Source organism: Nicoliella sp. ESL1113 (genome assembly GCF_058509245.1).
The window spans coordinates 1,454,556-1,477,907 of record NZ_CP196387.1 but is presented as its reverse complement, the minus strand read 5'-3'; the positions used below and the strand labels follow the sequence as shown (position 1 = coordinate 1,477,907).

The 23,352-nt window shown below is 36.7% G+C and carries 20 protein-coding genes; 12 read left to right on the top strand and 8 right to left on the bottom strand.

Annotated elements, in window-relative coordinates:
* Window positions 1–5: 5 nt before the first annotated feature.
* The gene (locus ACSYTJ_RS06470; RefSeq protein ID WP_491716775.1) at window positions 6–947 is read right to left on the bottom strand and encodes an alpha/beta hydrolase; all 942 of its coding nucleotides are present in this window, start codon (window positions 945–947) and stop codon (window positions 6–8) included.
* Window positions 948–968: 21 nt separating this feature from the next.
* Window positions 969–1,751 (bottom strand): tyrosine-protein phosphatase, encoded by a 783-nt coding sequence (locus tag ACSYTJ_RS06465; RefSeq protein ID WP_491716774.1) that lies wholly within the window; start codon window positions 1,749–1,751, stop codon window positions 969–971.
* 179 nt (window positions 1,752–1,930) lie between these two features.
* Between ACSYTJ_RS06465 and ACSYTJ_RS06460 the strand changes: the two genes are divergently transcribed.
* The 4 genes from ACSYTJ_RS06460 (at window position 1,931) to ACSYTJ_RS06445 (ending at window position 4,630) form a co-directional block, all read left to right on the top strand.
* Complete coding sequence (locus ACSYTJ_RS06460) at window positions 1,931–2,527, top strand: TetR/AcrR family transcriptional regulator (RefSeq protein ID WP_491719788.1); 597 nt, start codon at window positions 1,931–1,933, stop codon at window positions 2,525–2,527.
* A gap of 1 nt (window position 2,528) precedes the next feature.
* Window positions 2,529–3,599: an ABC transporter permease gene (locus tag ACSYTJ_RS06455; RefSeq protein ID WP_491719787.1), complete on the top strand. Its 1,071-nt coding sequence runs from the start codon at window positions 2,529–2,531 to the stop codon at window positions 3,597–3,599.
* 5 nt (window positions 3,600–3,604) lie between these two features.
* On the top strand, window positions 3,605–4,300 hold the full coding sequence (locus ACSYTJ_RS06450) for an ABC transporter ATP-binding protein (protein WP_491719786.1): 696 nt from the start codon (window positions 3,605–3,607) through the stop codon (window positions 4,298–4,300).
* 81 nt (window positions 4,301–4,381) lie between these two features.
* Window positions 4,382–4,630, top strand: a complete 249-nt coding sequence (locus ACSYTJ_RS06445; protein ID WP_491716770.1) for a hypothetical protein — start codon at window positions 4,382–4,384, stop codon at window positions 4,628–4,630.
* Between the two features lie 37 nt (window positions 4,631–4,667).
* Here the strand turns inward: ACSYTJ_RS06445 and ACSYTJ_RS06440 are convergent, their stop codons facing one another.
* A complete protein-coding gene (locus ACSYTJ_RS06440; RefSeq protein ID WP_491716769.1) occupies window positions 4,668–5,057 on the bottom strand; it encodes a hypothetical protein in 390 nt (129 codons plus the stop codon).
* A 72-nt stretch (window positions 5,058–5,129) separates the two neighbouring features.
* Complete coding sequence (gene rlmD / locus ACSYTJ_RS06435; protein WP_491719785.1) at window positions 5,130–6,527, bottom strand: 23S rRNA (uracil(1939)-C(5))-methyltransferase RlmD; 1,398 nt, start codon at window positions 6,525–6,527, stop codon at window positions 5,130–5,132.
* A gap of 125 nt (window positions 6,528–6,652) precedes the next feature.
* Here rlmD and ACSYTJ_RS06430 point away from each other — a divergent pair, with 125 nt between their 5' ends.
* Window positions 6,653–8,770, top strand: coding sequence for a hypothetical protein (locus ACSYTJ_RS06430; protein ID WP_491719784.1), 2,118 nt, complete (start codon window positions 6,653–6,655; stop codon window positions 8,768–8,770).
* Window positions 8,771–8,860: 90 nt separating this feature from the next.
* Here ACSYTJ_RS06430 and ACSYTJ_RS06425 read toward each other — a convergent pair whose 3' ends face one another.
* Together ACSYTJ_RS06425 and ACSYTJ_RS06420 are read right to left on the bottom strand one after the other, a co-directional pair.
* On the bottom strand, window positions 8,861–9,433 hold the full coding sequence (locus tag ACSYTJ_RS06425) for a TetR/AcrR family transcriptional regulator (protein WP_491719783.1): 573 nt from the start codon (window positions 9,431–9,433) through the stop codon (window positions 8,861–8,863).
* Window positions 9,434–9,618: 185 nt separating this feature from the next.
* The gene (locus ACSYTJ_RS06420; protein ID WP_491719782.1) at window positions 9,619–10,062 is read right to left on the bottom strand and encodes a GNAT family N-acetyltransferase; all 444 of its coding nucleotides are present in this window, start codon (window positions 10,060–10,062) and stop codon (window positions 9,619–9,621) included.
* A gap of 267 nt (window positions 10,063–10,329) precedes the next feature.
* Here ACSYTJ_RS06420 and ACSYTJ_RS06415 point away from each other — a divergent pair, with 267 nt between their 5' ends.
* Window positions 10,330–12,273 carry an ABC transporter ATP-binding protein/permease gene (locus tag ACSYTJ_RS06415; RefSeq protein WP_491719781.1) on the top strand — a complete coding sequence of 648 codons (1,944 nt, stop codon included), beginning with the start codon at window positions 10,330–10,332 and terminating at the stop codon, window positions 12,271–12,273.
* 42 nt (window positions 12,274–12,315) lie between these two features.
* On the opposite strand, the gene ACSYTJ_RS06410 is transcribed toward ACSYTJ_RS06415, so the two are convergent.
* Together ACSYTJ_RS06410 and ACSYTJ_RS06405 are read right to left on the bottom strand one after the other, a co-directional pair.
* Window positions 12,316–13,209, bottom strand: a complete 894-nt coding sequence (locus ACSYTJ_RS06410) for a LysR family transcriptional regulator (protein WP_491719780.1) — start codon at window positions 13,207–13,209, stop codon at window positions 12,316–12,318.
* Window positions 13,210–13,227: 18 nt separating this feature from the next.
* Window positions 13,228–13,836 (bottom strand): SGNH/GDSL hydrolase family protein, encoded by a 609-nt coding sequence (locus ACSYTJ_RS06405; protein ID WP_491716762.1) that lies wholly within the window; start codon window positions 13,834–13,836, stop codon window positions 13,228–13,230.
* A 264-nt stretch (window positions 13,837–14,100) separates the two neighbouring features.
* Between ACSYTJ_RS06405 and ACSYTJ_RS06400 the strand changes: the two genes are divergently transcribed.
* The 6 genes from ACSYTJ_RS06400 (at window position 14,101) to ACSYTJ_RS06375 (ending at window position 23,344) form a co-directional block, all read left to right on the top strand.
* A complete protein-coding gene (locus ACSYTJ_RS06400) occupies window positions 14,101–14,931 on the top strand; it encodes an alkaline phosphatase family protein (RefSeq protein ID WP_491719779.1) in 831 nt (276 codons plus the stop codon).
* Between the two features lie 103 nt (window positions 14,932–15,034).
* The gene (locus ACSYTJ_RS06395) at window positions 15,035–16,288 is read left to right on the top strand and encodes a NupC/NupG family nucleoside CNT transporter (RefSeq protein WP_491716760.1); all 1,254 of its coding nucleotides are present in this window, start codon (window positions 15,035–15,037) and stop codon (window positions 16,286–16,288) included.
* A gap of 143 nt (window positions 16,289–16,431) precedes the next feature.
* Complete coding sequence (locus ACSYTJ_RS06390; protein WP_491719778.1) at window positions 16,432–17,112, top strand: helix-turn-helix domain-containing protein; 681 nt, start codon at window positions 16,432–16,434, stop codon at window positions 17,110–17,112.
* A 140-nt stretch (window positions 17,113–17,252) separates the two neighbouring features.
* Window positions 17,253–18,674, top strand: coding sequence for a CAP domain-containing protein (locus ACSYTJ_RS06385; RefSeq protein WP_491719777.1), 1,422 nt, complete (start codon window positions 17,253–17,255; stop codon window positions 18,672–18,674).
* 156 nt (window positions 18,675–18,830) lie between these two features.
* Window positions 18,831–20,564: a hypothetical protein gene (locus ACSYTJ_RS06380; protein WP_491719776.1), complete on the top strand. Its 1,734-nt coding sequence runs from the start codon at window positions 18,831–18,833 to the stop codon at window positions 20,562–20,564.
* A 134-nt stretch (window positions 20,565–20,698) separates the two neighbouring features.
* The gene (locus tag ACSYTJ_RS06375; protein ID WP_491719775.1) at window positions 20,699–23,344 is read left to right on the top strand and encodes a glycoside hydrolase family 70 protein; all 2,646 of its coding nucleotides are present in this window, start codon (window positions 20,699–20,701) and stop codon (window positions 23,342–23,344) included.
* Window positions 23,345–23,352 lie beyond the last annotated feature (8 nt).

The window sequence follows — 23,352 nt, the reverse complement described above, 5'->3', positions numbered from 1 at the left end:
TTTTTTTAGTTGAAATAGGTTTTTAAAAAATCGCTAACGCGTTTTTGATACTCAACTGGTTTTTTCCAAAAACTTTCAGCATGCTTAGCACCGTTTACAATCCATAGTTGTTTTGGTGAATCAGAAGCGCTGTAATTTTCATATGCCATAAAAGTCGGAACGTAAGTGTCCTCGCTTCCATGAATAATTAAAATTGGTAGGTGATTTTTCTTCAATTGTTTGGTAGTGGAAGCATCATTTAAATAGTATCCCAAACGGCGTTTATTGATCGAACTGACAAGGGCCTCAAAAGGATATTCTGGAAGATTATATCTATATTTTAGTAGGTACTTCAGTTCCGCACGAACGCTTGAGTATCCACAATCGGCAATGATTGCCTCAACTTGATGCGGTAGCTCTGCACCACTCAGCATTGAAACGATTCCAGCTCCCATACTGACTCCGAACAACAAGATTTTACTATCTTCACCAATTTGATTAATTAACTTATCGATCCAAGCGAGGTAGTCCTTTTGATCTAACCAACCAAAGCTGACATATTTACCGGCACTTTCACCATGACCGCGATCATCTGGTAGCAATACGTTAAAGCCCATGTCGTAGTACATTTTAGCGTATCCAGACATGGTCTCACGAGTCCCATTATAACCGTGGGCAATGATAACCGTTTTTTTAGTGGGAGTTTCATTAGGAATGAAATCCGCAACCATGGTTTCGTTTGTATCTGCATCTGAGTTGTACCAAGTTTGTTTTGGAATTTTACGATACCAATTTAAGCAACGGTAATATTCTTTAGCATATGGCAATAGTGTTCTGGATGGGCGTGGCTTTTTGGTTCGCCGTGCCATTCCAATTTTAAAAAAGTATTCACTCAATGCGAAAGTCCCAGCTGCAGCAGCAATTGGAATTCCCAAAATGAATGGTAATTTACTATGCTTTGACATCATTATCCCTCCATAAATAGTGATTTATTTAGTTAGGTATTCATTCCTTAATGTTGCGATATCTTCATCGCTCAATTCAAGGTATTCATGGATAAAGTTATCCATGTTTCCATATAGTTCCTTAATTTTACCCATGGCAGCATTGTAATAATCAATTGATACCGTGTAAAGGGCAGTTATGTTTTCCTTACAGATATTATTAATATCATAACGTTCATACTCTTTAATCTTCTTTTGCACGTATGGAACCATTTGTTTAGCTGATTCTAAATAATTTTCCTTGATATCTTTTTCATCAACGCCTAGCACGAATAATAGCATTACGATGCCCATTCCAGTGCGATCTTTACCTTGTGAACAGTGAATTATTGATCCACCATTTGAGTCTTTTAAAAGAATTTGAAATAACTTACGGTAAGAATTACGTGCAATTGGACTTTCGATTAGGTTTTCATAGACATGTTTCATGTGTAGTTTCCCAACCGTAGGGTCTTCAGAGTAAAGCTCTTTCATTACATCTGCAGTTCGTCTTTCTTTTTGTTCAAAAATGGGGTTTTTAGAATATTTAACGCCCTCTGGGACTAAATCTGGTTCTGAGTCTCTTTCCATCTTTGATCTCAAATCAATATCGTTAGTAATGCCATATTTTTGAAGATAGTTTTGGTCAGCTTGATCTAGCTCCGCTAAATTACCAGATCGAATCACTTTATGCCATTTAGTAGTTCGACCATCCTTGGTAGGATAACCACCAATATCGCGAAAATTATAACCATTTTTGATATCCAACAATCTTTCATTATCTGTCATTATTATTCACTCTTTCGTAATTATCTAAAAATATTCTACTTCCATTCTAAAAGAAATGAATCAAATAAGATACTAATATCATTTGAGAATTAAAAATGTTTATATATTGACACGGTGTCATAGCAATGATAGAATTAAAATCACTAAAAATGACACCGTGTCACTAAGGAGAATTAATCATGCCAACGAAAACATTTATGAATTTAAATGAAACTAAACAAGAATTAGTTTTTAATGCACTATTAAGTGAATTTTCAGAACATAAATTATTAGATGCCCAAGTAGCAAGGATCATTAAGAATTGTGATATTGCACGGGGGTCATTTTATAAATATTTTGATGATATTACGGATAGTTACAATTACGTTTTAAGAAGGGTATTAGATGCCGTTCATTTTGATGTTTTTAAGATGATTAAAAATGAGCATCAAAATACTCTGGATAGTTTTTATCAATCGACTGTTGATTTCATTGCACAGATCAATCAATCTCGATACCGTGATTTTTATCGAATGCACGTTGCGTATAATCAATACAATTTAAAATCACTACCATTTGATTATCATAGTATGAGCATGGATCGTTTGGTAATGATCGTGAACGGTAATTTGATCGATGATGCAAATGTGGTCGCAGTGGTTTATAAAGCGGCGACTGCTGCTAGTCATAATGCAATTCGCTCGATTTTAATCGGTGCTGACGAACAGGTTGAACTAGCTGATTTAAAGACGATGTTGATGATTATAAACCAAGGATTATTAGAAGGGACGCACTAGTATGTTTTTAGGATTAAGGGAAATTAAAAAATATAAATTTAGATATGGATTAATCGGGTTAGTATTAGTCTTGATCGCATATTTAATTTTTGTTCTGACGGGGTTAGCGAATGGATTATCATCTTCGAATCGGTTGGCCATCGATTCTTGGGATGCTCAACAAATTGTATTAAACAATGAAGCAAATGGTTCTTTGACTCAATCCAATTTGACGAAGAAACAAGCTGCTAAATACGACCATGTTACTGGAAGCTCTGCCATCGTTCAATTAAATGCAAACGTTACTAGCAATGGCAATGGTGAAAAGTTAAATACGCAAATCATCGGAATTAATTCTGGGCAACCGATTTATAAGGATTTAAAAATCGAAGCAGGAAGAAAGTTTAAAAATGAGCATGAAGTTGTAGTTGATGACAGTTTGGTTAAAACCAATGGCTATCATATTGGTGAGTGGATCAAGATTGCTAATCGTTCAACACGTTACCAAATTGTGGGGACGACTAATAATGCTAAGTTGAGCATTGCGCCAGTTATTTATGCTAATACTAAGGCTGTTCAAGAAGCTAAATTTGGGAACCAAAACGTTGCAATGGTGAGTGCAATTGTTTTGAAACACTCTGCTAACATTGATAAGGTCAGTGGGACCCAAATGCTTTCAATCGGTGAATTTATTAATAAGCTACCGGGTTATACTGCTCAAAATAATACTTTTAACTTTATGATCGGTTTCTTATTGGTGATCACCCTATTTATTATTGCGATTTTCTTGTATGTTTTAACAATTCAGAAAATTCCATTTTTAGCAGTGATGAAAGTTCAAGGAATTAGCAACTTTTACCTATTAAAAAGCATTGTTTGCCAAGCGTTGATATTAGCAATTGCAGGAATTATAGTTAGCGGTGGATTGACATTTTTAACGGCGTTAGTAATTCCAAGTAGCGTCCCAATTCAATTTAATTTAGGGTGGCTAGGACTGGTGGCATTCGCAATTATTGTGATCACTGCATTGGGGGCCATTATTCCAATGCGAACGGTTGCTAAGATTGATCCTGCAACGGTTATTGGAGGTTAGTGAATATGGAAACAATTAAGCTGCATCAAATTGAAAAAATTTATGGGAACGGTTCAAGTGCAACCAAGGCGCTTCAAGGAATTAATTTTACGGCTGATTCGGGTGAATTGATATCGATTACGGGACCATCTGGATCTGGAAAGAGTACTTTTTTGAAAATCATTGGTGGAATTTTATCGCCAACTAGTGGTCAATTGGATATTGATGGAAATGATTATGGAAAGATGAATAAGCGTCAACAAGGCCAGTTTAGACTAGCGCAGCTCGGTTTTATCCTTCAATCATATAATCTAGTGCCATACTTGACCGTAAGTGAACAATTTGAACTAGTTGATCGCGTTAAACCCAGCGGCAATATGGGTTCAGCTGAATTCAAGCAGCTCTGTGATGATTTATCAATTACTGATTTAATGAACCAATATCCAGATCAATTATCAGGCGGTCAGAAACAACGAGTCGCAATCGCACGGGCAATGTATCCCAACCCTAACATTATTTTAGCTGACGAACCAACCGCCGCATTGGATGGAAAAAGGGCAGTTCAAATCATGACGATTTTTAAGCAAATTGCACATGAGCAACATAAAACGGTGCTATTGATCACCCATGATGCACGGTTAATTAAATACGTTGATCGTAACTACCAAATTGTTGATGGGAAGGGTAGTTTCATAAGCAAGGCGGATCGTTCGTTGATTTAATTGAGAGCTTTTTACTTTATAAATTGATACTAACGGAATAAAATGAAAATTGTATACTATTTAGTTGAGAGGGAATTGATTATGGAAAATTCAGAACGGAAATTAATTCAAGAAATTTTAAATACAGTTGACGTTTTATATGATTTTGAACATACTGATGATGATAATAAGGAATATACACTAGTTCTACATCGTCAAGATAATGACAAACGTCCATTGGAAGAAATTAATTCAGAAATTAAGAAGTATTTCCAAGAAGCTAATTTCACTTATGATGAACAATTGAATCCTAATGAAGGCGTCGATATTCGAGTAGAAATTAAGCGTTAATTAAAATAAAAAGCTGGCCAATTCAATGGTCAGCTTTTTATTTTGTTTTAATATATTTGTGTTTAAATAATAATGCCGCAGAGCGTTCATCGGTTGGAACAAAACCAATATTTGATAGATGCCGACAATACATCCGATTATATAAAAAGCCCCAGATGAAGTGCATAATAATTTCCGTGTATTGATAAGCAAAATCAAGGGGTTTACCAATTATGAGTGCCAGAGTCATTCCCAACGTGACGTTAATGAAAACGATACAACAAAAATTGTACCAATCGCCCCTAAAAATGGCTGGAATAAATTCGAAAATTAATGAAGTATAAGAAAATCCAACTTTACTAATCTTCAGTTCACCAGTGTGCGGATTTTTGAAAGTTGCATAATTCGGTGGAATCGGAATCATTCCATTTCCAAATGGATCCTGCAATGCAAATCCCTACTTTCCTTTTATTTTATAAAATAGCGTAACACTAATTAGCACTTTTTTAAAACAAAGTGTTTACTTACGGGTAAATTTAACGACCGCTTCTACGCGAGCGGTTTGGGGCATCATATCGATTGGTTGAATGAAATCAACGCGGTAGATACGACTTAATGCTACTAGGTCACGGGCCATCGTGGCAGGATTACAAGAAACATAGACGAATTTTTGAGGAGCAACATCCAAAATCGCATCTAATAATGGTTCAGCTAAACCAGTTCTAGGTGGATCAACAATTATTGCATCTGGTGTCCAGCCATCATTGATCCACTCAGGGATTAGATCTTCGGCCTTACCGACGTAGTAATGAGCGTTTTTGATGCCATTAATACCTGCATTTTGATTGGCATCTTCTATGGCTTCTGCAATCGTATCCATTCCACGCACTTCCTTAACGTGCTTAGCAAGCGGCAACCCAATTGTCCCGACTCCAGAATAGGCATCAACTAATCGTTCGTTCCCGTCTAAATCAAGCGCATTGATTGCTACTTCATATAGTTGGGGGGTCATAAATGGATTAAGCTGTAAAAAAGCACGTGCTGATAATTCAAATTCTAATCCACCAATCTTTTCGACAATAAATGGATCGCCAGCAAGGAGGATCGTTTCATCGCCCCATACTAATGGAGTATCGCCTGGGTTTACGTTTTGCATAACTGAGGTTACTTCTGGCAGCTGGAGGGCAATCTTCATTAACATCCGATGCTGTTTAACAAATTTTTGTGTATTAGTAATGAAAACGACCTGCACGTCATCAGTGTGTAATGATGCACGAACAACGACGGTTTTGATAATTCCAGAATGATTAGATTCATCGTATACTGGAATCTCGAGTTCTTGGATCATGTTGACGACTGCTCGCATTACTTTCATTGTGACTGGATATTGGACTGAACACGTTTTTAGATCGACTAGGTCGTGACTACGCGTTTTATATAATCCAGCAATGACCTTGCCATCGCGTTTGCGAATTTGAAATTGGGCCTTATTGCGATAACCATAAGGATCTTTCATCCCCATGGTGTTGTGAATTTTATAACTTTCAAACCCAATTGGTTGGTATTTATAAAGTGATTGTCTAACGATTTCTTTTTTATATCTTAATTGGGCAGGGTATGCCATTGCCTCTAGTTCAAATCCACCCACTGATTCTGCGTAATCATCGCGCGGGGTAACTCGATAGGGGCTAGGGGTAATAATGTTTACGACCTTAGCTCTTAGATAGTGGTGGTAGGTATCGGTAATTTCGATCGTGACCCGTTCCTTAGGTAGGGCTCCTTGGATAAAGACTAATGTCCGTTCAACGTAACCAACAGCTTCACCGTTGACACCCATTCTGTCAAACTCCGGTTTGGTATTTAAAGTAAATTGTTGACCAATTTGAAACTGATCATTAGTATTTTGATAGTTTTTCATTAATGTTTCCTTTCATTACTAATTATTACCATATTATAACATTTAGAATGAAAATAGGATATTTATGAAAGGATGTTGTAAAATATAGATTAATGATTACATATAGGATAGGAGAATTATTTACAATGAATAAATGGGTCAGAATAGGAGCAATCTCTGCAATTTCATTAGGTATATTTGCGTTTGGCTATTCACAACAACATACGAAGGTATCTGCTGCTGAACAATTTTATAGCGTTCCTAATACTAATACTAATATTCAACAAGAAACGAATACTTCCAATGCAATGGCTAGTTATAGCGATAGCTCGATACAAAACGTTGCGACTACCGCACCTAAGGTGACTGTGCCTGCTAAGTATGTTCATACGAAGTTGGATATGAATGTTCAAAATAAAGCGGATAGTTATACTTCTCAAGATGGGAGTACCACTTTTAATACTTATTATTACCTTCCAGAAGGTTTTCACGTTAAGGATACCGAACATGGTAACTACCAAAGTTCAGTTCAGGTCGGCGATAACATCTATGTTGTTGAATCAATGGGAACTGGTACGAATCAGGGGGCCATTGTTCGTTATAATATTAATGATTTGAAGCAAATGGGGGTTTTATCTGATAACGGGAATGGAATTGACTTAGTTTGGAAGGCGTTGAAGTACATTTCACCTTATACTAAGTCGGGAAATAATCATTCTTCGTTGTATGCTAACTATCAATCTTACTTAGATGATGCTAATAGCAACTTAAAGAGTACACAAAACCAGGTGCAAAATGCTAAGGATCAAATGGCTAGTGACCAACAAGAAGTTGATGATTACCAAAAACAAGTTAATAATGATGCTAAATTAGCTAATAAGCAAATCAAAAAGATTCAAACCCAAATAAACAATGCTTATAAAATTGATAAGAAAACCGACAAAAGCACTCCTAAGCCAGTCAAATTGACTTTGGATAATTTTGTGACGACTTTACAAACTGCCAATAGTGCTTATGATGAACGGTTAAACAAGTTGATTGCAAAGGAACAACAAGTTCTACAATCAATGAGCGATTTAAAGGCTGCTTACAAGGGCAAAACCCCTAAAAAGATTACTTTAAAAACAGAAACGGATGTTAATTCCAATAGCTCATCATCCGCTGATGATAGTGATTTAACTGCTGATAGTAGTGCAGATGATACTGCAGCAAGTGCAGCAAATGCATCCAGTGCAGCTAGTTCCAGTGATGACAATAGCAGTGCTGATAGTAGTAATTCATCGAATGTAGCTAGTGATAGTAGCGCTAGTTCTAGTGATTCTAGTAGTACTGATAACAAGACTAAGCTTAAGAAGATTTCTAAGGATGAATATGTAAAGAAGCTCGCTCCACTTACTAAAAAGTTAGCTAAGTTGACTGCTCAAAAGACTGCTATTAAAAATAAAAAAGCTACTAACAATTCATATATTGATCAATTTAAGAATGGTTTTGCTAAGAATTGGATTACTAATACCCAAAACGTCAAGGATGCTAATGACTTAGTGAGTCAAGATCAACAAGCTGTTGATGATGCCAACCAAGCTGTGGTTGATGCTCAAAAGGCAATTGATCAACTATCCCAAAACCAAGTTGATTTTGCTAAGTATTCCGAAATTGCCCATGCTGCTCAAATTAGTCCTTTAATTAATATCGGGCATGGTCAGACACTTTCTTACAATCCAGCTACGAAGAACCTTTACTTGGCGCAAGATGAAACCTCTGGTGATCTAGCTATGAATGGTAGTAACGTAATTACTGAATTGGATTCAAATACCCTACAACCAATTAAACAGTTTAATTTCCAAATGCTACACAATAATTCAAATTATGCATTGCATACTTTAACTTTTGATAACGATGGGAACGCATACTTTGGACGTAAGTCTGGTAAGAAGTATCAAATTTTCAAGGGACAATTAAACGAAACAACTGGTCAGGTTAGCTTTGCTCCAGTTCAACAGACGATCAATTGGGGTGGGACGCATAACCAAGGACTTTCATATAACCCAGTTAATAATCGTTTATACATTGTTTCAGATGATATCATTACTTCAGTTCCAGCTGATAAATTAGGTGCAGGGACCGTTCAACCATCAGATGTTAATTACATTTCCTTTAATACGGGTCGTGAATTTGAAGATTTAACTTTTGATTCACAAGGATATGGTTACCTATTAATGCTTTGGAAACCAGAAATTCTTAAAACAACTACCCCAATTAAATAGCATTAATAAAAAAATTCCGCAATTGCGGAATTTTTTTATTTTAAACTGTTTTTAACTGTAGGGGTTGATCATTATTGCGATAAATAATATTTATCTTAAAATATTATTACTAATTAGAACTGGTTGAATCATTTTTTGAAAAATTTTTAAAAATTCATCAGGGGTTTCTTTGTACCCAGAACGAATCCATTCATAGATGATGGTGGTGGCTAGGCCAAATAATCCTTCGACTACGTATCGCTCAGGGATGGTAATTTTATCCAGAATGTTATTTTCTTTTAATGAGATGCGATTTTGATGCACGGCCCTTTGTAAAAATTGTGATTCATCATTATCGATCAACGTTTTGATGTAGGTACCGTTTTCATAAATTACGTTAATGATTTTTTTATAATAGGCCTGCCATGGGATACTGTTTAGAGTTTCATCTATTGGAAAGTGGTTAGCTTCTTTGTTAATTCGATCGATTAGATCATTTTCAATTTCAGATAATAATGCTGATTGATTAGCATAGTGATTATAAAAAGTAGTGCGATTAACGCCAGCCTCATTAATAATTTCCTTGGTAGTAACATTTTTGAGACCCTTTTGGATGATCAAATTCCAAAAAGCAGCTTTGATTGCATGCTTCGATTTTTTAATTCTTAAATCCTGTTTCCCCATTCAATCAACCCTTTCTCTACTTTAATCAACTTTTGTTTAATAAATGTCGTTTGTATTTTAATTTAAAAGTAATTATACTCTTCTTAATCAACAATAGTTGATTATCTTAACATAATTATTAGTAGCGATTAAAATGCCAAATTAAAAATGGCCAATCCATTGGTGGATTGACCATTCGGGGTTAATTATTTTTCCTTCACCATGAAGATGTGGGGAGTATGGATGTGAGTATATTGCTCACCATGGGCAACAAAGCCGAATTTTTCGTAGAAGTGTTCCTTATCTGCTTGAGCATGGATTTTAACTGGTTCGCCAGGATAGTTTTCAGCGATGGCCTTCATGACATGGTCCATTAAGGCCTTGCCCATTCCAGTCCCACGGGTATCTGGAGTTGTAAGGACTCGACCAAATGAAATGTAGTCTTCTTCACGATAGATTCTTGCATAGGCAACGACTTTATCGTTTTCATCAGTTGCCCAGAGATGAAAGGCATGTTTATCTAATCGATCAATTTCTTGAAAAGCACGGTTTTGTTCAACTACAAATACTTGAACCCGACGTGCGTAAATTTGCCAAATTTCATCGTTCATTAAATGTTCGAATGATTCTAAGTGCCACTTGATTTCCATGTTAATCGCTCCTTATTAATTATCTATTTATATTTAATTTTAATTCTAAAGGTTGTAAAATACAACGAATGTGAAAATTCACGATTTTTATATCGTACACTGATATGCACATTTTTACAAATATAAATTCTAATTTTAGGTCTTTAGATAATTTTAATTCTTTTTTTGAGTTAAATTACTTTTAACGATTGTTATATTTTGATATACTATTGGAAACAAAGTTAACAAACACATTAAAAAAGATTCAATTTTGAGAGGAGAACGCAGATGGCTTTACTTGAATTAAAGGATATTCAAAAGTCCTATTATCTTGGTAAGCAAGAATTCAAAGTCCTGAAGGGGATTAGCCTAGAATTTAACCATGGTGAATTTGTTTCACTACTTGGTGAATCTGGTGGTGGGAAATCCACTTTAATGAATATCATTGGTGGGTTAGACAGTAACTACGAGGGAGACGTTTTACTAAATGGTAATTCGCTCAAACACGATACAGATAAACAATTAGATGAATACCGACGGAAAACAATTGGGTTCATCTTCCAAAACTTTAATTTGATCGGACACATGACGATCTTAGACAACGTGCGGGTCGCTCTTGAAATGAGTGATTTATCCCGTTCTGAACAAAACAAGCGTTCAGAAGACCTATTAAAGCGTGTTGGTTTGGGTGAACACATTCATAAGCACCCCAACCAATTATCAGGTGGTCAAAAGCAACGGGTTGCAATTGCGCGGGCGTTAGCTTCTGATCCAGACATCATCATTGCCGATGAACCAACTGGGGCTTTGGATGCGCAAAATACTGATGAAATTTTGAAGTTGTTGGATGAAATTGCTTCAGAAGGAAAATTAGTGTTGACCGTTACCCACTCCGATAAGGTGGCTGCCTACGGGACCCGTGTGGTTCACATGGCCAGTGGTCAAATTGATAGTGACAAAAAGTTGCGGGATGCTTATAAGACTGAACCATCAAGTGGGATGAAGTTACATCCACTTCATTTGATCGATACGTTCAAGATGGCTTTCCAACAAATGTCATATAATCTAAAGCGAAACCTCTTGATTATCTTCGGGGGTGCGATCGGAATCTTCAGTGTGATTTTCATGCTGGGGCTTGGAAACGGGATTAAAGGTTATATTAACCACCAAATATACGATCAGATTAACCCGAACTCAGTTCAAGTAACGAAGGGGAAGTCTGACAGTGGAACTGACGCATCTGCAATCCTAAAATCTAATGTTACCGATAAGGATATCGATAAGATTAAGGATGTTAAGAACGTTAAGTCGGTTGAAAAGGGTGCCATGGCCGTTAGTCCCCAATTGAGCTACAATGGTAAGACGACGCAAGGTCAAGTGCTTCAGACTTACAATTCGACGATGCTCGATAAGAGTATCAAGAATGGTAGCAAACCGACTGCAAGCAATACCGTATTACTACCAAAGAGTATCGCTCAAAAGATTAAGAGTGACTACAAGTCATTAGTTGGCAAGGAAATTACCCTTTCATTTGCTGCTAGTGGTAAGAATGGTCAACCAGTTCAAATGAGCAAGAAGGTTACTGTAAGTGGGATTTCTGACAGTGCTTCACCAATCATTTCAGTAAGTTACGATACCTTAAAGGGCATCTACAAGGATAATAAGCAAACCCTTAAGACCAACTTTGTGACTGCTAACATCAAGGGTGGGGTTGCAGAAGTGAACCCAACTCAAGATAAGATCAAGGCTTTAAAGGATGCTAATGGTAAGAAGGACTTCCAAATTACTGGTGCCGGTTCAATCGTTTCCACGTTGAACACATACATTAGCTTAGCAGTGAACGTATTGGCTGCAATTGCCGGAATCTCACTACTAGTTTCTGCCATCATGATTATCGTTGTGCTATACATTAGTGTTGCTGAACGGACGAAGGAAATCGGAATTCTCCGTGCTCTCGGGGTTACTAAGGGTAACGTTCGGGGATTATTCTTTAGCGAATCATTACTGCTTGGTTTATTCTCATCCATTTCAGCTACCATCGTAGCCTACTTGATCGAATGGGGGATCAATTCCGCCGCTAGTGGTGCAATTCATTACTCCATCATTCAAATTACGCCTGGAAACGCAATCTTTGGAATCGTAGTCGCAGTGATTATTAACTTACTTGCTGCCCTTCTTCCTGCTGGGCGGGCTGCTAAGCTTGATCCAATTGAAAGTTTAAGTGCTGAATAATTAAATGCAAACTAAAAAAACTGCTCATCATGAGCAGTTTTTTTAGTTTAGAATTCCTGATGGATAATTTTGTTTAATGAAATCCTTAATGTGGTCTAGCATTCTTCTAGTTGCAGGAGTTTTAATTTGAACTGAATTGATAACTAAGTAAATGGTTCGGTAGTATTTTTGGTCAAATGGATATACTTTGACTCCAGTTGGAATATTGGTCAATGCTAGCTTAGGTAAAATCCCCATTCCTAATTTGCTACGGACCATCGCCAGCATTGATTGATCATCAATACTAAATTGTAAGGCGGCATTGGTAACGTGATAGCGATCTAATACTTTTTTCGTATCGCCATAGTAGTCACTACGTTGTAAAATAAAACTTTGATTTTCAACGTCTTCGCTGGTAATGTTTTGCCCGTTTAATGGAATAAAGTCACTGGGGGTAATGCAGTAAATTTGATCTTTAACTAATGGAACCTTAATTAACTTTTCAATGATGGGGTCACACGTAAAACCGATGTCAATCGTGCCTAATTTAGCATTATTACCAATTTCATCGTAGGCATCTTGATCAACTGTAATTAAGATGTCTGGATATTGTTCCCGAAACGAACTAATTATTTGGGGCAGCCAGTTGATACAAACGCTACTAAAGGCACCTAATCTAACGGAACCAGCATTAAGTCCAGTGATGTTAGCAGCTTCTTGCTCTAGGCGTTGTTGAGTATTGATTATATCTTGAATAATCGGCATGACAGCATTGCCATCAGCAGTCAATTTAACCCCAGAACGGTTTCTGATGAACACTGAAAAGCCAAGAAATTTTTCAAGTTGATTGATCGCATGGCTAATTGCTGATGGGGTAACATCTAATAGTTTGGCTGCTTTGTAAAAGCTTTTTTCCTGGACTACGGCGCTAAATGCACGGTATGCAAATGAAATCATATTTGAAAATCCTCCTACCTAAATCAGGTGATTATTGGTGATGAATTTAGCGATATAGTCTGCCATGATACCGTAAGTATTAGCGTTAGGGTGAAGATGAGAATCATGGAGGCGTTCTTGGTAGTTTTCATCAGTCAATAGGTTAGGAGCGATTTTACGCCAATCAAGACAAGCAACTTGATGCTTAACGTATGTTGCAGCGATGCCGTCTTGTAGCTGGTGAAAAGAATAACCGCCAGCTCGAACGATTGAATCAGCGTTTTGATTGAAATCCCAGCGGTTCATCGGCACGATACCAAGTAATTTGGCTTGGGGATTTTTATTTTTGATTTCCTCAACATCGGCACCTAATTCGTTTTCAATCTCCTCAAGTGATGATGACATGTGTGCATAGTCATTAGTACCGTAAAATATAATTACCAAGTCATATTTAGTAAAGTCAACGCTGGACACCCGTGGGGTAAGATCACCATATTGATGGCGGGTGATCATCGCATTGTTCACACCATAGTTATCGACTTCACAATTTAATAATTTACTGAGTTCTTGCGGATAAGTGCCGGAAGTAAGATCGCGGTCACCATCGTATCCATTGGTGATGGAATCACCAAGTGCAAGTATTTTCAAAATGAATCCCCCTTAGAGATAATATTGTCTCTATTATATATTATGAATCCGAAAATGACATTAAATTTAGTGATATAATGTAGTTCCTTGGCAGGGGCAGGCCATTTGGTCGGCACTAATTATGGCATCGATTATTCCAAAATAATTTGGATGATTGGTGCTTTTTTTGATGGTGGCGCTTAAATTCTATTTACTAACAATTAATACACTGCTATAATCGTTATAAAGATTTTAAAGATTCTTAAAGTTTAAGGAGCTATTTAAATGAATTTTCGGCGAATTATCATCATTGATGTGGCTTCACTGGGGATGGGTGAAGCAAGCGATGCCAATCGGTACGATTCAGTTGGTGCTGATACCATTGGACACTTAGATGAACAGTTTACAGATACCTTAAAGTTGCCAACCCTTGAATCGTTGGGATTTGGCAATATTAGATGGGATCATCAATTAAAGACGGTTCCAATGGTTGAGCATCCCAAGGGCTTCTACGGAAAGATGCATGCTGCTGTGGAAGCTAGTCATGCTTCCTCAACGTTGCGAGAAATGTTTGATTATTCCGAACCGCTGCGGGTAGTCAGTATTTTTAATACTTTAGCACGCCAAGGATTCTCAAATGTGTTAATTTCAAGGTTTGTAAACTATCTAGAAAATCAAGATGTTTGTAAACAAGTACAATGTGCTAGTGATGATATTTCATTTGTGGAAGTTCTTTATAACTTAAAGAAGATCGAAGAGGGAATCATATATAATCAGGTTCCAGAATTATCAATTTCAGCGCGAAGTGGTGATGCTAAGGACTATGCCAGCCGCTTAATGATTATTGATAAACAAATTCAATTGCTAATGGATACAATGTTAGATACTGACCTATTGGTCATTACTTCTAGTTTTGCAAAGGATATTACAATTGATCTCCCCACCACTAGGGAGTACTTACCAATCATCTTATACGCAAAGCAGTTTACCGAGGGGCATTCCTTAGGGATTAGAAGAACTTTGGGTGATTTGGCAACAACAATAATGGAAAACTTTACTGATTCCATGAGTAAAGATAAATTTAAACATAGTTTATTACATGAACTAACTAAGTAACCCGCTAATTTGAGAGGAGTGATGTGTGACAAATTGGTGATTTGTTGCTCTGTTTCTTGTTTAGATTTAGTTCTTTATTTATTTACAGAAAGGATCAGTTTTAATGTATCTCTTAATTAACATCCTAGGAATCATTGTATTCCTTGCGATTGCGGTGCTTTTCTCTAAGAACCGTAAAAACATTAACTGGCGTTCAGTTATTACTGTTTTAATCCTCAATTTAGTGATTGCTTTTCTGCTCACTGAATTTACGTGGGGTCGTGAAGCCGTTAAGGCTGCGGCTGATGGTTTTAGTGGCTTAGTTGAAGTTGCTAATGCCGGGATTGGATTTGCGTTACCTAGTTGGCTTGCTTTGAAGACACCTGACTTTGTCACTAGTGCATTACTTCCAATCCTCTTGATCGTTCCGGTTTTCGATATTTTAACCTATATCGGAGTACTACCATTCTTGATCAAGTGGATTGGCCGGGGGCTTTCATTCGTTACTGGTCAACCAAAATTCGAATCATTTTTCTCAGTTGAAATGATGTTCCTTGGTAACACTGAAGCTTTAGCTGTTTCTCAAATTCAGTTGAAGCAAATGAAGGCTAATCGTGATTTAACGATTGCGATGATGTCAATGTCATGTGTTACTGCTTCAATCTTGGGAGCATATGTTCAATTAGTACCTGGTCAATTTGTTTTGACTGCCGTTCCATTGAACATTTTGAATGCGGTAATTATCACTAGTATTTTAAATCCAGTCGAAGTTACACCAGAAGAAGATACAATTGCAAAACTAGGTTCCAGCTCAGACGTTGCAGATGCGACCGCTGAAGCTGCTGATGGTGATTCTGCAAAGGGTCGCGAACCATTCTTTTCATTCTTGGGTGATTCCATCCTTGGCGCTGGGAAGTTAATCTTAATCATTACCGCTAACGTGATTGCATTCGTTGCCTTAGCTGCATTGATCGATAAGCTATTAGGCTTCGTTAACCCATGGCTTTCACTTGAACACGTTTTAGGAATCATCATGTTCCCATTTGCATGGTTAATGGGGCTCGATGTTCACCATGCTTTTGAATTTGCTCAATTTATGGGTAAGAAGTTGGTTACGAACGAATTCGTAATTATGCAACAAATTACTAAGACGATTAATAACCACAGCGTCTTTCCACCTCACTACCAAGCTCAATTGGTTGTATTCATTACTTCATTTGCGAACTTGAGTACTGTTGGGATGATCATCGGTGCATTTAAGGGGATCGTTGATAAGGAACACAACGACTTAATCAGTAAGAACGTTGTTTACTTGCTCCTATCCGGAATCTTAGTTTCACTAATGTCAGCAGGAATTGTTGGTTTATTCGTTTGGTAAGATTACACTAAACATCGAAAGGAAGTCACTACTGACTTCCTTTTTTTATACATAAAATGTTGTTATATCAATGATGTAACACGATAATTGCGTTACATTCAGAAGCTAATTTGCTATCGTGATCTTTGAAAGGAGTGCTTAAATTGGAATTTGCAACGGTATTAAAAAGCAAACGCAAATCGGCTGGGTTAACTCAGCAACAATTAGCCGATCAACTCCACGTGACGAGACAGACTTTATCACGATGGGAAAATAATTTGAGTTATCCGAACTTGGATACGTTGGTCAATCTAGGGGCAATTTTAAACGTGACGTTAGATGAGCTATTGAAGGGGGAAAACAATCTGATGGTTAATCAAATTAGTAATGATGTAAGATCAAAGCAAAAGTATAAATGGTACACGGTAATTTTAGCAAGCGGATTGGGAATGGTTAGTATTTTATTGCTGGGGCTAGGGATTTTAGGTTATGGTCGGGCGACCCAAAATGAATATATCGATGCAGTCAACCCGTTTTTAAAAACTCAGGTTGGTTATGCAACCCTGCCATTAAAGAGTCCAGAACCAATGAAAAAAGTAAGTGCGTATGTATCTGATGATCAATTTGGCGCTGGCAGTTGGCTGAAATTTTATACGGGTGAGTATGGTAAAGAGCAAAGATGGGCAGTTGTGAAGCATAAGGGTTCATACGTTTCGTCCATTCGCTTGATTTCAAAAGCTCAGATTCCAACTTCAATGCGAGAACAAGTTGGCCCGATATACGTGGCCAGAATGAAGGATGAACCTGCAACTTCTAAGCGAGTAGCTTGGTGGCCGTTTGATTAATGATAATTGAAGCACCCGATAATTGTTAAATAAATCTAGCGATTATGGGGTGCTTTTTTATTATTTAATAATTGCTAAAGATTTTTCGTTAATTTATAATTAAATTAACATTTAAAAATTTAAATTTTAGGAGTTATTATATGCTAAATAAATATATTTACAAAAGAGTAGCTATTGCTTTAGCAATATCATTGGGATTAACTAATGTTTTCATTATTAATGCTTCCGCTAAAAGTATCCATCAAGCTAAAGTCATAAGTGATACTGAATTATCTAGTTCAAAAAAGGTTCGAGGGACTAGTGGTAAAATATATTCAAACTATAAGCTTAATAAGGTTATTGGTAACTTAAAAAATTATAAAAACATTACCTTTAAGACTAATCGTCAATTTGTGATTAAAGATAAGAATGGTAAGAGAAGTACATATAACCTAATTAAGAGTAATAAAATTAAGGGGGTCGTTTTAAGTAAGTCAATTAAGTCGATTCAAGCAAAAAAAACACCGACTTCAAATAGTAATAATAGCAAATCAGATGATAATAAAAAGCACAATCAAGTTAATTTATCTGATTACTTTACCAGCGACGAGATAAATCAAATCAATGCATATAAAAGTGAAGCAGCTAATATTAATAATAGTGGTGCTGATGAAAATATTTACACTGAACCTTCACAAGTTAAGAATACTTTTAATCCTGGTCAGTTGAACCCGACGTTCATTAATACTACCGTTAAATGGATTAACTTCTTTAGAAACATGGTGGGGGTTAAACCTTTAAATGAAGATGATTCATGGAGTGCAGATGCTCAATATGGGGCTGCCGGATTAAACATGATTGCCGTTGCGAATAATTACGGTTCGTTCCTAGCCCATGGTTTCGATAATAAATTTAAAACTTCATTTATTAGTGATCAAGATTTCAAAAGAGCATCTGATGCAACCTACTCTAGTAACGTTAATTATAGTTCATACTTTGATGGAGCAACTAAAATTGGTTCAATTCCTTACTCTGTAGTTAATGACTTCCTATCCGATGCCAATAATGATGACCCATCAGATGGACCTGGGCATCGGGAATGGCTAATTGGTAACATTGATAAAGTTGGAGTAGGACAATCTGGGAATTACAGTGACTATAAGATATTTGACGCTAATAATAACTTTAAAGATAATCAAACTACCACTCCAGTTAATTTTCCTGCAAGTGGATTGTTCCCAATTAATTTAATAAAGGATGCAGATTGGACAATTTCACTCCCAATTAATTTTAATAATAATCCTACTATACCAACTGTGACAGTTCACGATAATACCAGTAATAAAGACGTTGCAGTCACTAGTGTTAATATGAATGGAACCGTTGTAAATACCTATGATGGTGGAAGTTCTACATCCTATGGTTTCGGCTTCTTTGGTACTAATTTATGGTTCAAACCAAATAGTGATGACATTAAGGTTAACCACAGCTATACGATTACGGTCAACAATCTCCCTGGTTATTCTTCACCATATACCTACACCACCAAGTTATTTGATTTAGGGATTAAATCAAACGGTTAAATATAAATAGCTACATTAGAAAATGATCTAATGTAGCTATTTTTTTATACATAAAATGCTGATATCACAACGATTTAACATGATAATTGCTAAAAAAACTTAATTATTTTATAATTAAAATAATGATTTTAATATTTTTTATTAGGGAGCTTACATATGAAGAAAAAGAATATTTATAAATTGATTGCAGTAGCAGTAGTAGCAGTCGGCACTTTTGGGGTCTCAAATGCTAGTGCTTTTGCTAAGACTAACCAATCAGCTAAGTTAGTTAAAAAAATTAAATTAGCACATGCAGAAACTGTAAAGGGAAAAAATGGGGTTATTTATTCTAACTATAAATTGAATAAGGTAGTAAGTAACCTTAAGAAACATAAGAACGTTGCCTTTAAAACGAAACAAAAGTATGTGATTAAGGATCAAAAAGGTAAAAAACATACTTATAGTTTGATTAAGCATAAGAAACTTAAGGGCGTTGTGTTAAGTAACAAGCTAAAACTGGTTAAAGTCAAGAAGGCCAAGAAGCATCATAATGCCCATTCTCAAACCACTACTAATGTTAATAGCTTAAGTAATAACACCCCAGCAGTAAGTAGTGACAATAATGGGACTAACAACAATAACAATAATAACGGTTCGCTTCCAACTACTAATCCCGTTACTCCATCAAGTAACCAAAGTAATGGTACTACGAGTTCCGTTTCCTCTAATTCGTCAACCAGTGCCAAAACTGCTAGTTCAACAGCATCTTCAGCATCTAATAGTGCTACTAGCAATGTTTCAAGCGCATCATCTGCATCAAGCTCAAGTGCGAGTTCAGCAACGTCAGCTAATTCATCAGCTAGTTCATCATCTAGTGCTACATCTAGTTCAAATAGTAACAATGCAGGGCAATCAGCCAATTCAGCTAGTGCCAATGAATTAGCTAAATACTTTACGAGCAGTGAAATTAATCAAATTAATACTTACAAGAGTGAGGCAGCTCAAATCGGCAACGGAAACGCAGATGCCGACGTTTATAGTGCGAAACCAAATGTTAATGGGCAATTTAGCACTGGCAAATTAAACCAAAGCTATATTGATAACAGTATTCAATGGATTAACTTCTTCCGAAATATGTTAGGACTATCTTCATTGTCTGAAAATAGTTCATGGAGTCAAGATGCACAATACGGTGCTGCAGGATTAGCGGCACTGAACGTTAGTAACAATACGATTGGGACGATTCAACACGGCTTACCCGCTAGCATCGAACCTAGTTTCGTTAATTCACAAGATTGGCAACATGCTTCTGACGTAACCATGAATAGTAATATTGGATTTCAATTTAGTTATCCGACATCGAATCCCACCCCTTATGACATTGTTTCTGGTTTTTTAAATGATGGGAATAATGGAATTCCACAACTGGGACCAGGGCATCGTGAATGGTTAATTGGCAATATTAGTAGTGTTGGAATTGGTTATGTTTCAACTGATAATAATGGAAATTATTATGATTATAAGGTTTTTGATAATTCAAATGATGGCGAAGTATCTGGAGTCAACACCCCTGTTAACTTCCCAGGGAATGGATTATTCCCATTCGAATTAGTACAAAACACGCCTTGGTCAATTTCAGTTCCTTCTAGTTCATTTAATGCAACGCCAAGCGTTACCATTCACGATAATACCAGTAATGTTGATGTAAACGTTTCAGATGTAAACGCAGCTTCGATCAATTCGGGTTCTGGAACCGCTGGTTACTTTGGCGGCAACGTTTGGTTCACTCCAGATGCCAATGCCATTAAAGTAAATCACAGTTATACAGTTACTGTTAATAACTTACCTGGCTATAGTCAACCATACACCTACACCACTAAGTTATTTAATTTAGGAATTGAAAGTAAATAATTTAATTTAAAGGGTCGTCATCCAAGTTCGCTTGTGATAGACGGCTTTTTTTGTGCAAAGTTTGCACGTATTAACATATTGAGATATTATTAATAAATGTTTAAGATTCAATTGAAAATAAGGATAAATTAATAATGTTTAAGAAAATCATAAGAACTTTTTTAGTGTTAATTACACTGCTTTTAGTTACTGGTACTTGGTTTGCGATTCAGTTCGCACCCAAAGCCATCGCAAGTACAGTGAAATTAACTGATATTAATAGTAATAATCGGGCTTATAATCATTCCACTGCTTCATTCTTTGATACGGCAGAGGGATTTTTAACGCCTGATTCTTGGTACCGACCTAGGAAAATATTGCGTGCGGGGACAACTTGGGTTAAATCAACTTCGTTTGATAAGCGCCCGTTGTTGATGGCTTGGTGGCCAGATAAATCAACGAAAGTTAATTATTTAAACTTTATGAATGGCCGTGGATTTGGGATTACACCTTCATGGCATACGACTGATGAATCAAACCACCAATTAGCGGTCGCTAGCCGTGCAGTTCAAGTTGATATTGAAAAAAAGATCAGCGCAACTGGACGCATCGGTTGGTTAAAAAAATTAATGACTCAATTTATTAATTCGCAATCACAATGGAATATTAAAAGTGAGGGCTATAATCTACAGGATGGTTTTCAAGGAGGCGCGTTACTTTACGGTAATAATAAGGACACGCCCGATGCTAACTCTAAGTATCGCATTATTAATCGTTATCCCAATCAGCAAACTGGTAAGTATAAATATAATGATGATGGCGAATCAGATGGGAATGAATTCTTATTAGCTAACGATGTTGATAACTCAAATCCGGTTGTTCAATCTGAGGATTTGAACTGGGTTTATTACTTGACTCATTTTGGTTCCATCACGCAGCATAATGCCAATGCTAACTTTGATGGCATTCGTTTTGATGCTGTTGATAATGTGGATGCGGACCTATTAAATATTATGTCAGATTACTTTAAGCAGGAATACCATGTGAACCAAAGTGACCAAAATGCCATTGATCACCTTTCCATTCTAGAAGATTGGGCTGGTAAAGATCCTAACTACGTTGAAGATCACGGCAATAATCAACTAACGATGGATGGTGATCAACACTTTGCGATGATTAATTCACTCGCGTTACCAGTAAAGCAACGAATGAATATGCAACATCTAAACGACTATACGATCGTAGCTAATCGTGATAACGATACCGAACAAAATCAAGCGATTCCTAATTATTCATTTATGCGTGCTCATGATAGCGGAGTTCAAGAAATTTTATTTCAAATTATTCAAGATAAGTACAATCATAATTTTGTTGGTGGAAAGGTCGATCCGAAAGATTTGAGCAAGGCCCTAAAGGTTTATGATGCTGATGAACAGTTAACGAATAAAAAATATACGTATTATAATATCCCATCCAGTTATGCATTTATGTTAACGAATAAGGATACGGTGCCGAGAATTTATTATGGCGATATGTATAAGGATGATGGCCAGTTCATGGCAGAAGAATCACCTTATTATGATGCAATTGAGGCAATGCTTGAGGCACGCGTCAAATACGTTGCTGGTGGTCAACAAATGAAAGTGCAAAATGGTTTGTTGACGTCGGTGCGGTTTGGGGATGGTGCTAATAGCATTAATAGTAAGGGGAATTCGTTAACTAGAACCTCTGGAATTGGAGTTGTGATTGGTAACCAACCCCAACTCAAGTTATCTTCACAGGATAAAATCGTTCTTAATATGGGGGCTGCCCACAAGAATCAATATTATCGGTCGGTAATCACACCAACAATCGATGGGGTTAAGGCTTATTTATCAGATGCGGATGCTAAAACGGATGCTAATCCAGTTAAAACTAATGCTAAGGGCCAGTTAATTTTGAATAATAACCAGATTAAGGGGTACAGTAATCCTCAGTTATCTGGCTATCTATCCGTATGGGTGCCAGTAGGGGCAAAGGATAATCAAGACGTTAGAACTAAGGCTAGTTCTAAACATCATGGTGGCAAGCAAACCTTCCGATCTAATAATGCATTGGATTCACAGGTCATTTTTGAGGCGTTCTCTAATTTTCAGCCAATTCCAACTAAAACGAGTGAATATGAAAACGTGGTCTTGCCTAAAAAAGTGAATGATTTTAAAAAATGGGGTATTACTTATATGCAATTACCTCCTCAATATCGCTCCGTTACGGGGAACTCATTCGTTGATGCGACCGTGCAGAATGGCTATGCGTTTAATGATCGTTATGACCTCGGGTTTGGCAGTCCCACTAAGTATGGAACCGCAAGTGAACTAGCCAATACGATTGAAGCATTCCACAGTGTTGGGATTAAGTCGCTTGCTGATTTTGTGCCGAACCAACTTTATGATCTGCCTGGAAAGCAGGTTGTTTCTGCAACGCGGGTCGATATTAACGGTAAAAAGATCAAGGGGACTAAACTATCTAATCGCCTTTATTTAGCGAATGCCCGTAGTTCTAAGAGTAGTTATCAATATCAATATGGTGGGATGTTTTTAAAAACGTTACATCGTCAACATCCGAGCTTGTTTAATGTTAAACAAATTTCGAATGGTAAAAAATTAGTATATAGTAATCCACTACGCATTTGGTCTGCCAAGTATTTGAACGGTAGCAATATCCAGGGACGTGGGATTAATTATATATTAAGAAATTCAGCTACCAAAAAGTATTATATGGTGAAAAATAATCAATTTTATTTACCAGTAGGAATTAAATAGGGGGATTG

What these genes read in the sequence shown, in the direction of transcription:
- ACSYTJ_RS06470 (WP_491716775.1), bottom strand. Translation starts at nt 947, where the DNA reads ATGATGTCAAAGCATAGTAAATTACCATTCATTTTGGGAATTCCAATT.
- ACSYTJ_RS06465 (WP_491716774.1), bottom strand. Translation starts at nt 1,751, where the DNA reads ATGACAGATAATGAAAGATTGTTGGATATCAAAAATGGTTATAATTTT.
- ACSYTJ_RS06460 (WP_491719788.1), top strand. Translation starts at nt 1,931, where the DNA reads ATGCCAACGAAAACATTTATGAATTTAAATGAAACTAAACAAGAATTA.
- ACSYTJ_RS06455 (WP_491719787.1), top strand. Translation starts at nt 2,529, where the DNA reads ATGTTTTTAGGATTAAGGGAAATTAAAAAATATAAATTTAGATATGGA.
- ACSYTJ_RS06450 (WP_491719786.1), top strand. Translation starts at nt 3,605, where the DNA reads ATGGAAACAATTAAGCTGCATCAAATTGAAAAAATTTATGGGAACGGT.
- ACSYTJ_RS06445 (WP_491716770.1), top strand. Translation starts at nt 4,382, where the DNA reads ATGGAAAATTCAGAACGGAAATTAATTCAAGAAATTTTAAATACAGTT.
- rlmD (WP_491719785.1), bottom strand. Translation starts at nt 6,527, where the DNA reads ATGAAAAACTATCAAAATACTAATGATCAGTTTCAAATTGGTCAACAA.
- ACSYTJ_RS06430 (WP_491719784.1), top strand. Translation starts at nt 6,653, where the DNA reads ATGAATAAATGGGTCAGAATAGGAGCAATCTCTGCAATTTCATTAGGT.
- ACSYTJ_RS06425 (WP_491719783.1), bottom strand. Translation starts at nt 9,433, where the DNA reads ATGGGGAAACAGGATTTAAGAATTAAAAAATCGAAGCATGCAATCAAA.
- ACSYTJ_RS06420 (WP_491719782.1), bottom strand. Translation starts at nt 10,062, where the DNA reads ATGGAAATCAAGTGGCACTTAGAATCATTCGAACATTTAATGAACGAT.
- ACSYTJ_RS06415 (WP_491719781.1), top strand. Translation starts at nt 10,330, where the DNA reads ATGGCTTTACTTGAATTAAAGGATATTCAAAAGTCCTATTATCTTGGT.
- ACSYTJ_RS06410 (WP_491719780.1), bottom strand. Translation starts at nt 13,209, where the DNA reads ATGATTTCATTTGCATACCGTGCATTTAGCGCCGTAGTCCAGGAAAAA.
- ACSYTJ_RS06400 (WP_491719779.1), top strand. Translation starts at nt 14,101, where the DNA reads ATGAATTTTCGGCGAATTATCATCATTGATGTGGCTTCACTGGGGATG.
- ACSYTJ_RS06395 (WP_491716760.1), top strand. Translation starts at nt 15,035, where the DNA reads ATGTATCTCTTAATTAACATCCTAGGAATCATTGTATTCCTTGCGATT.
- ACSYTJ_RS06385 (WP_491719777.1), top strand. Translation starts at nt 17,253, where the DNA reads ATGCTAAATAAATATATTTACAAAAGAGTAGCTATTGCTTTAGCAATA.
- ACSYTJ_RS06380 (WP_491719776.1), top strand. Translation starts at nt 18,831, where the DNA reads ATGAAGAAAAAGAATATTTATAAATTGATTGCAGTAGCAGTAGTAGCA.
- ACSYTJ_RS06375 (WP_491719775.1), top strand. Translation starts at nt 20,699, where the DNA reads ATGTTTAAGAAAATCATAAGAACTTTTTTAGTGTTAATTACACTGCTT.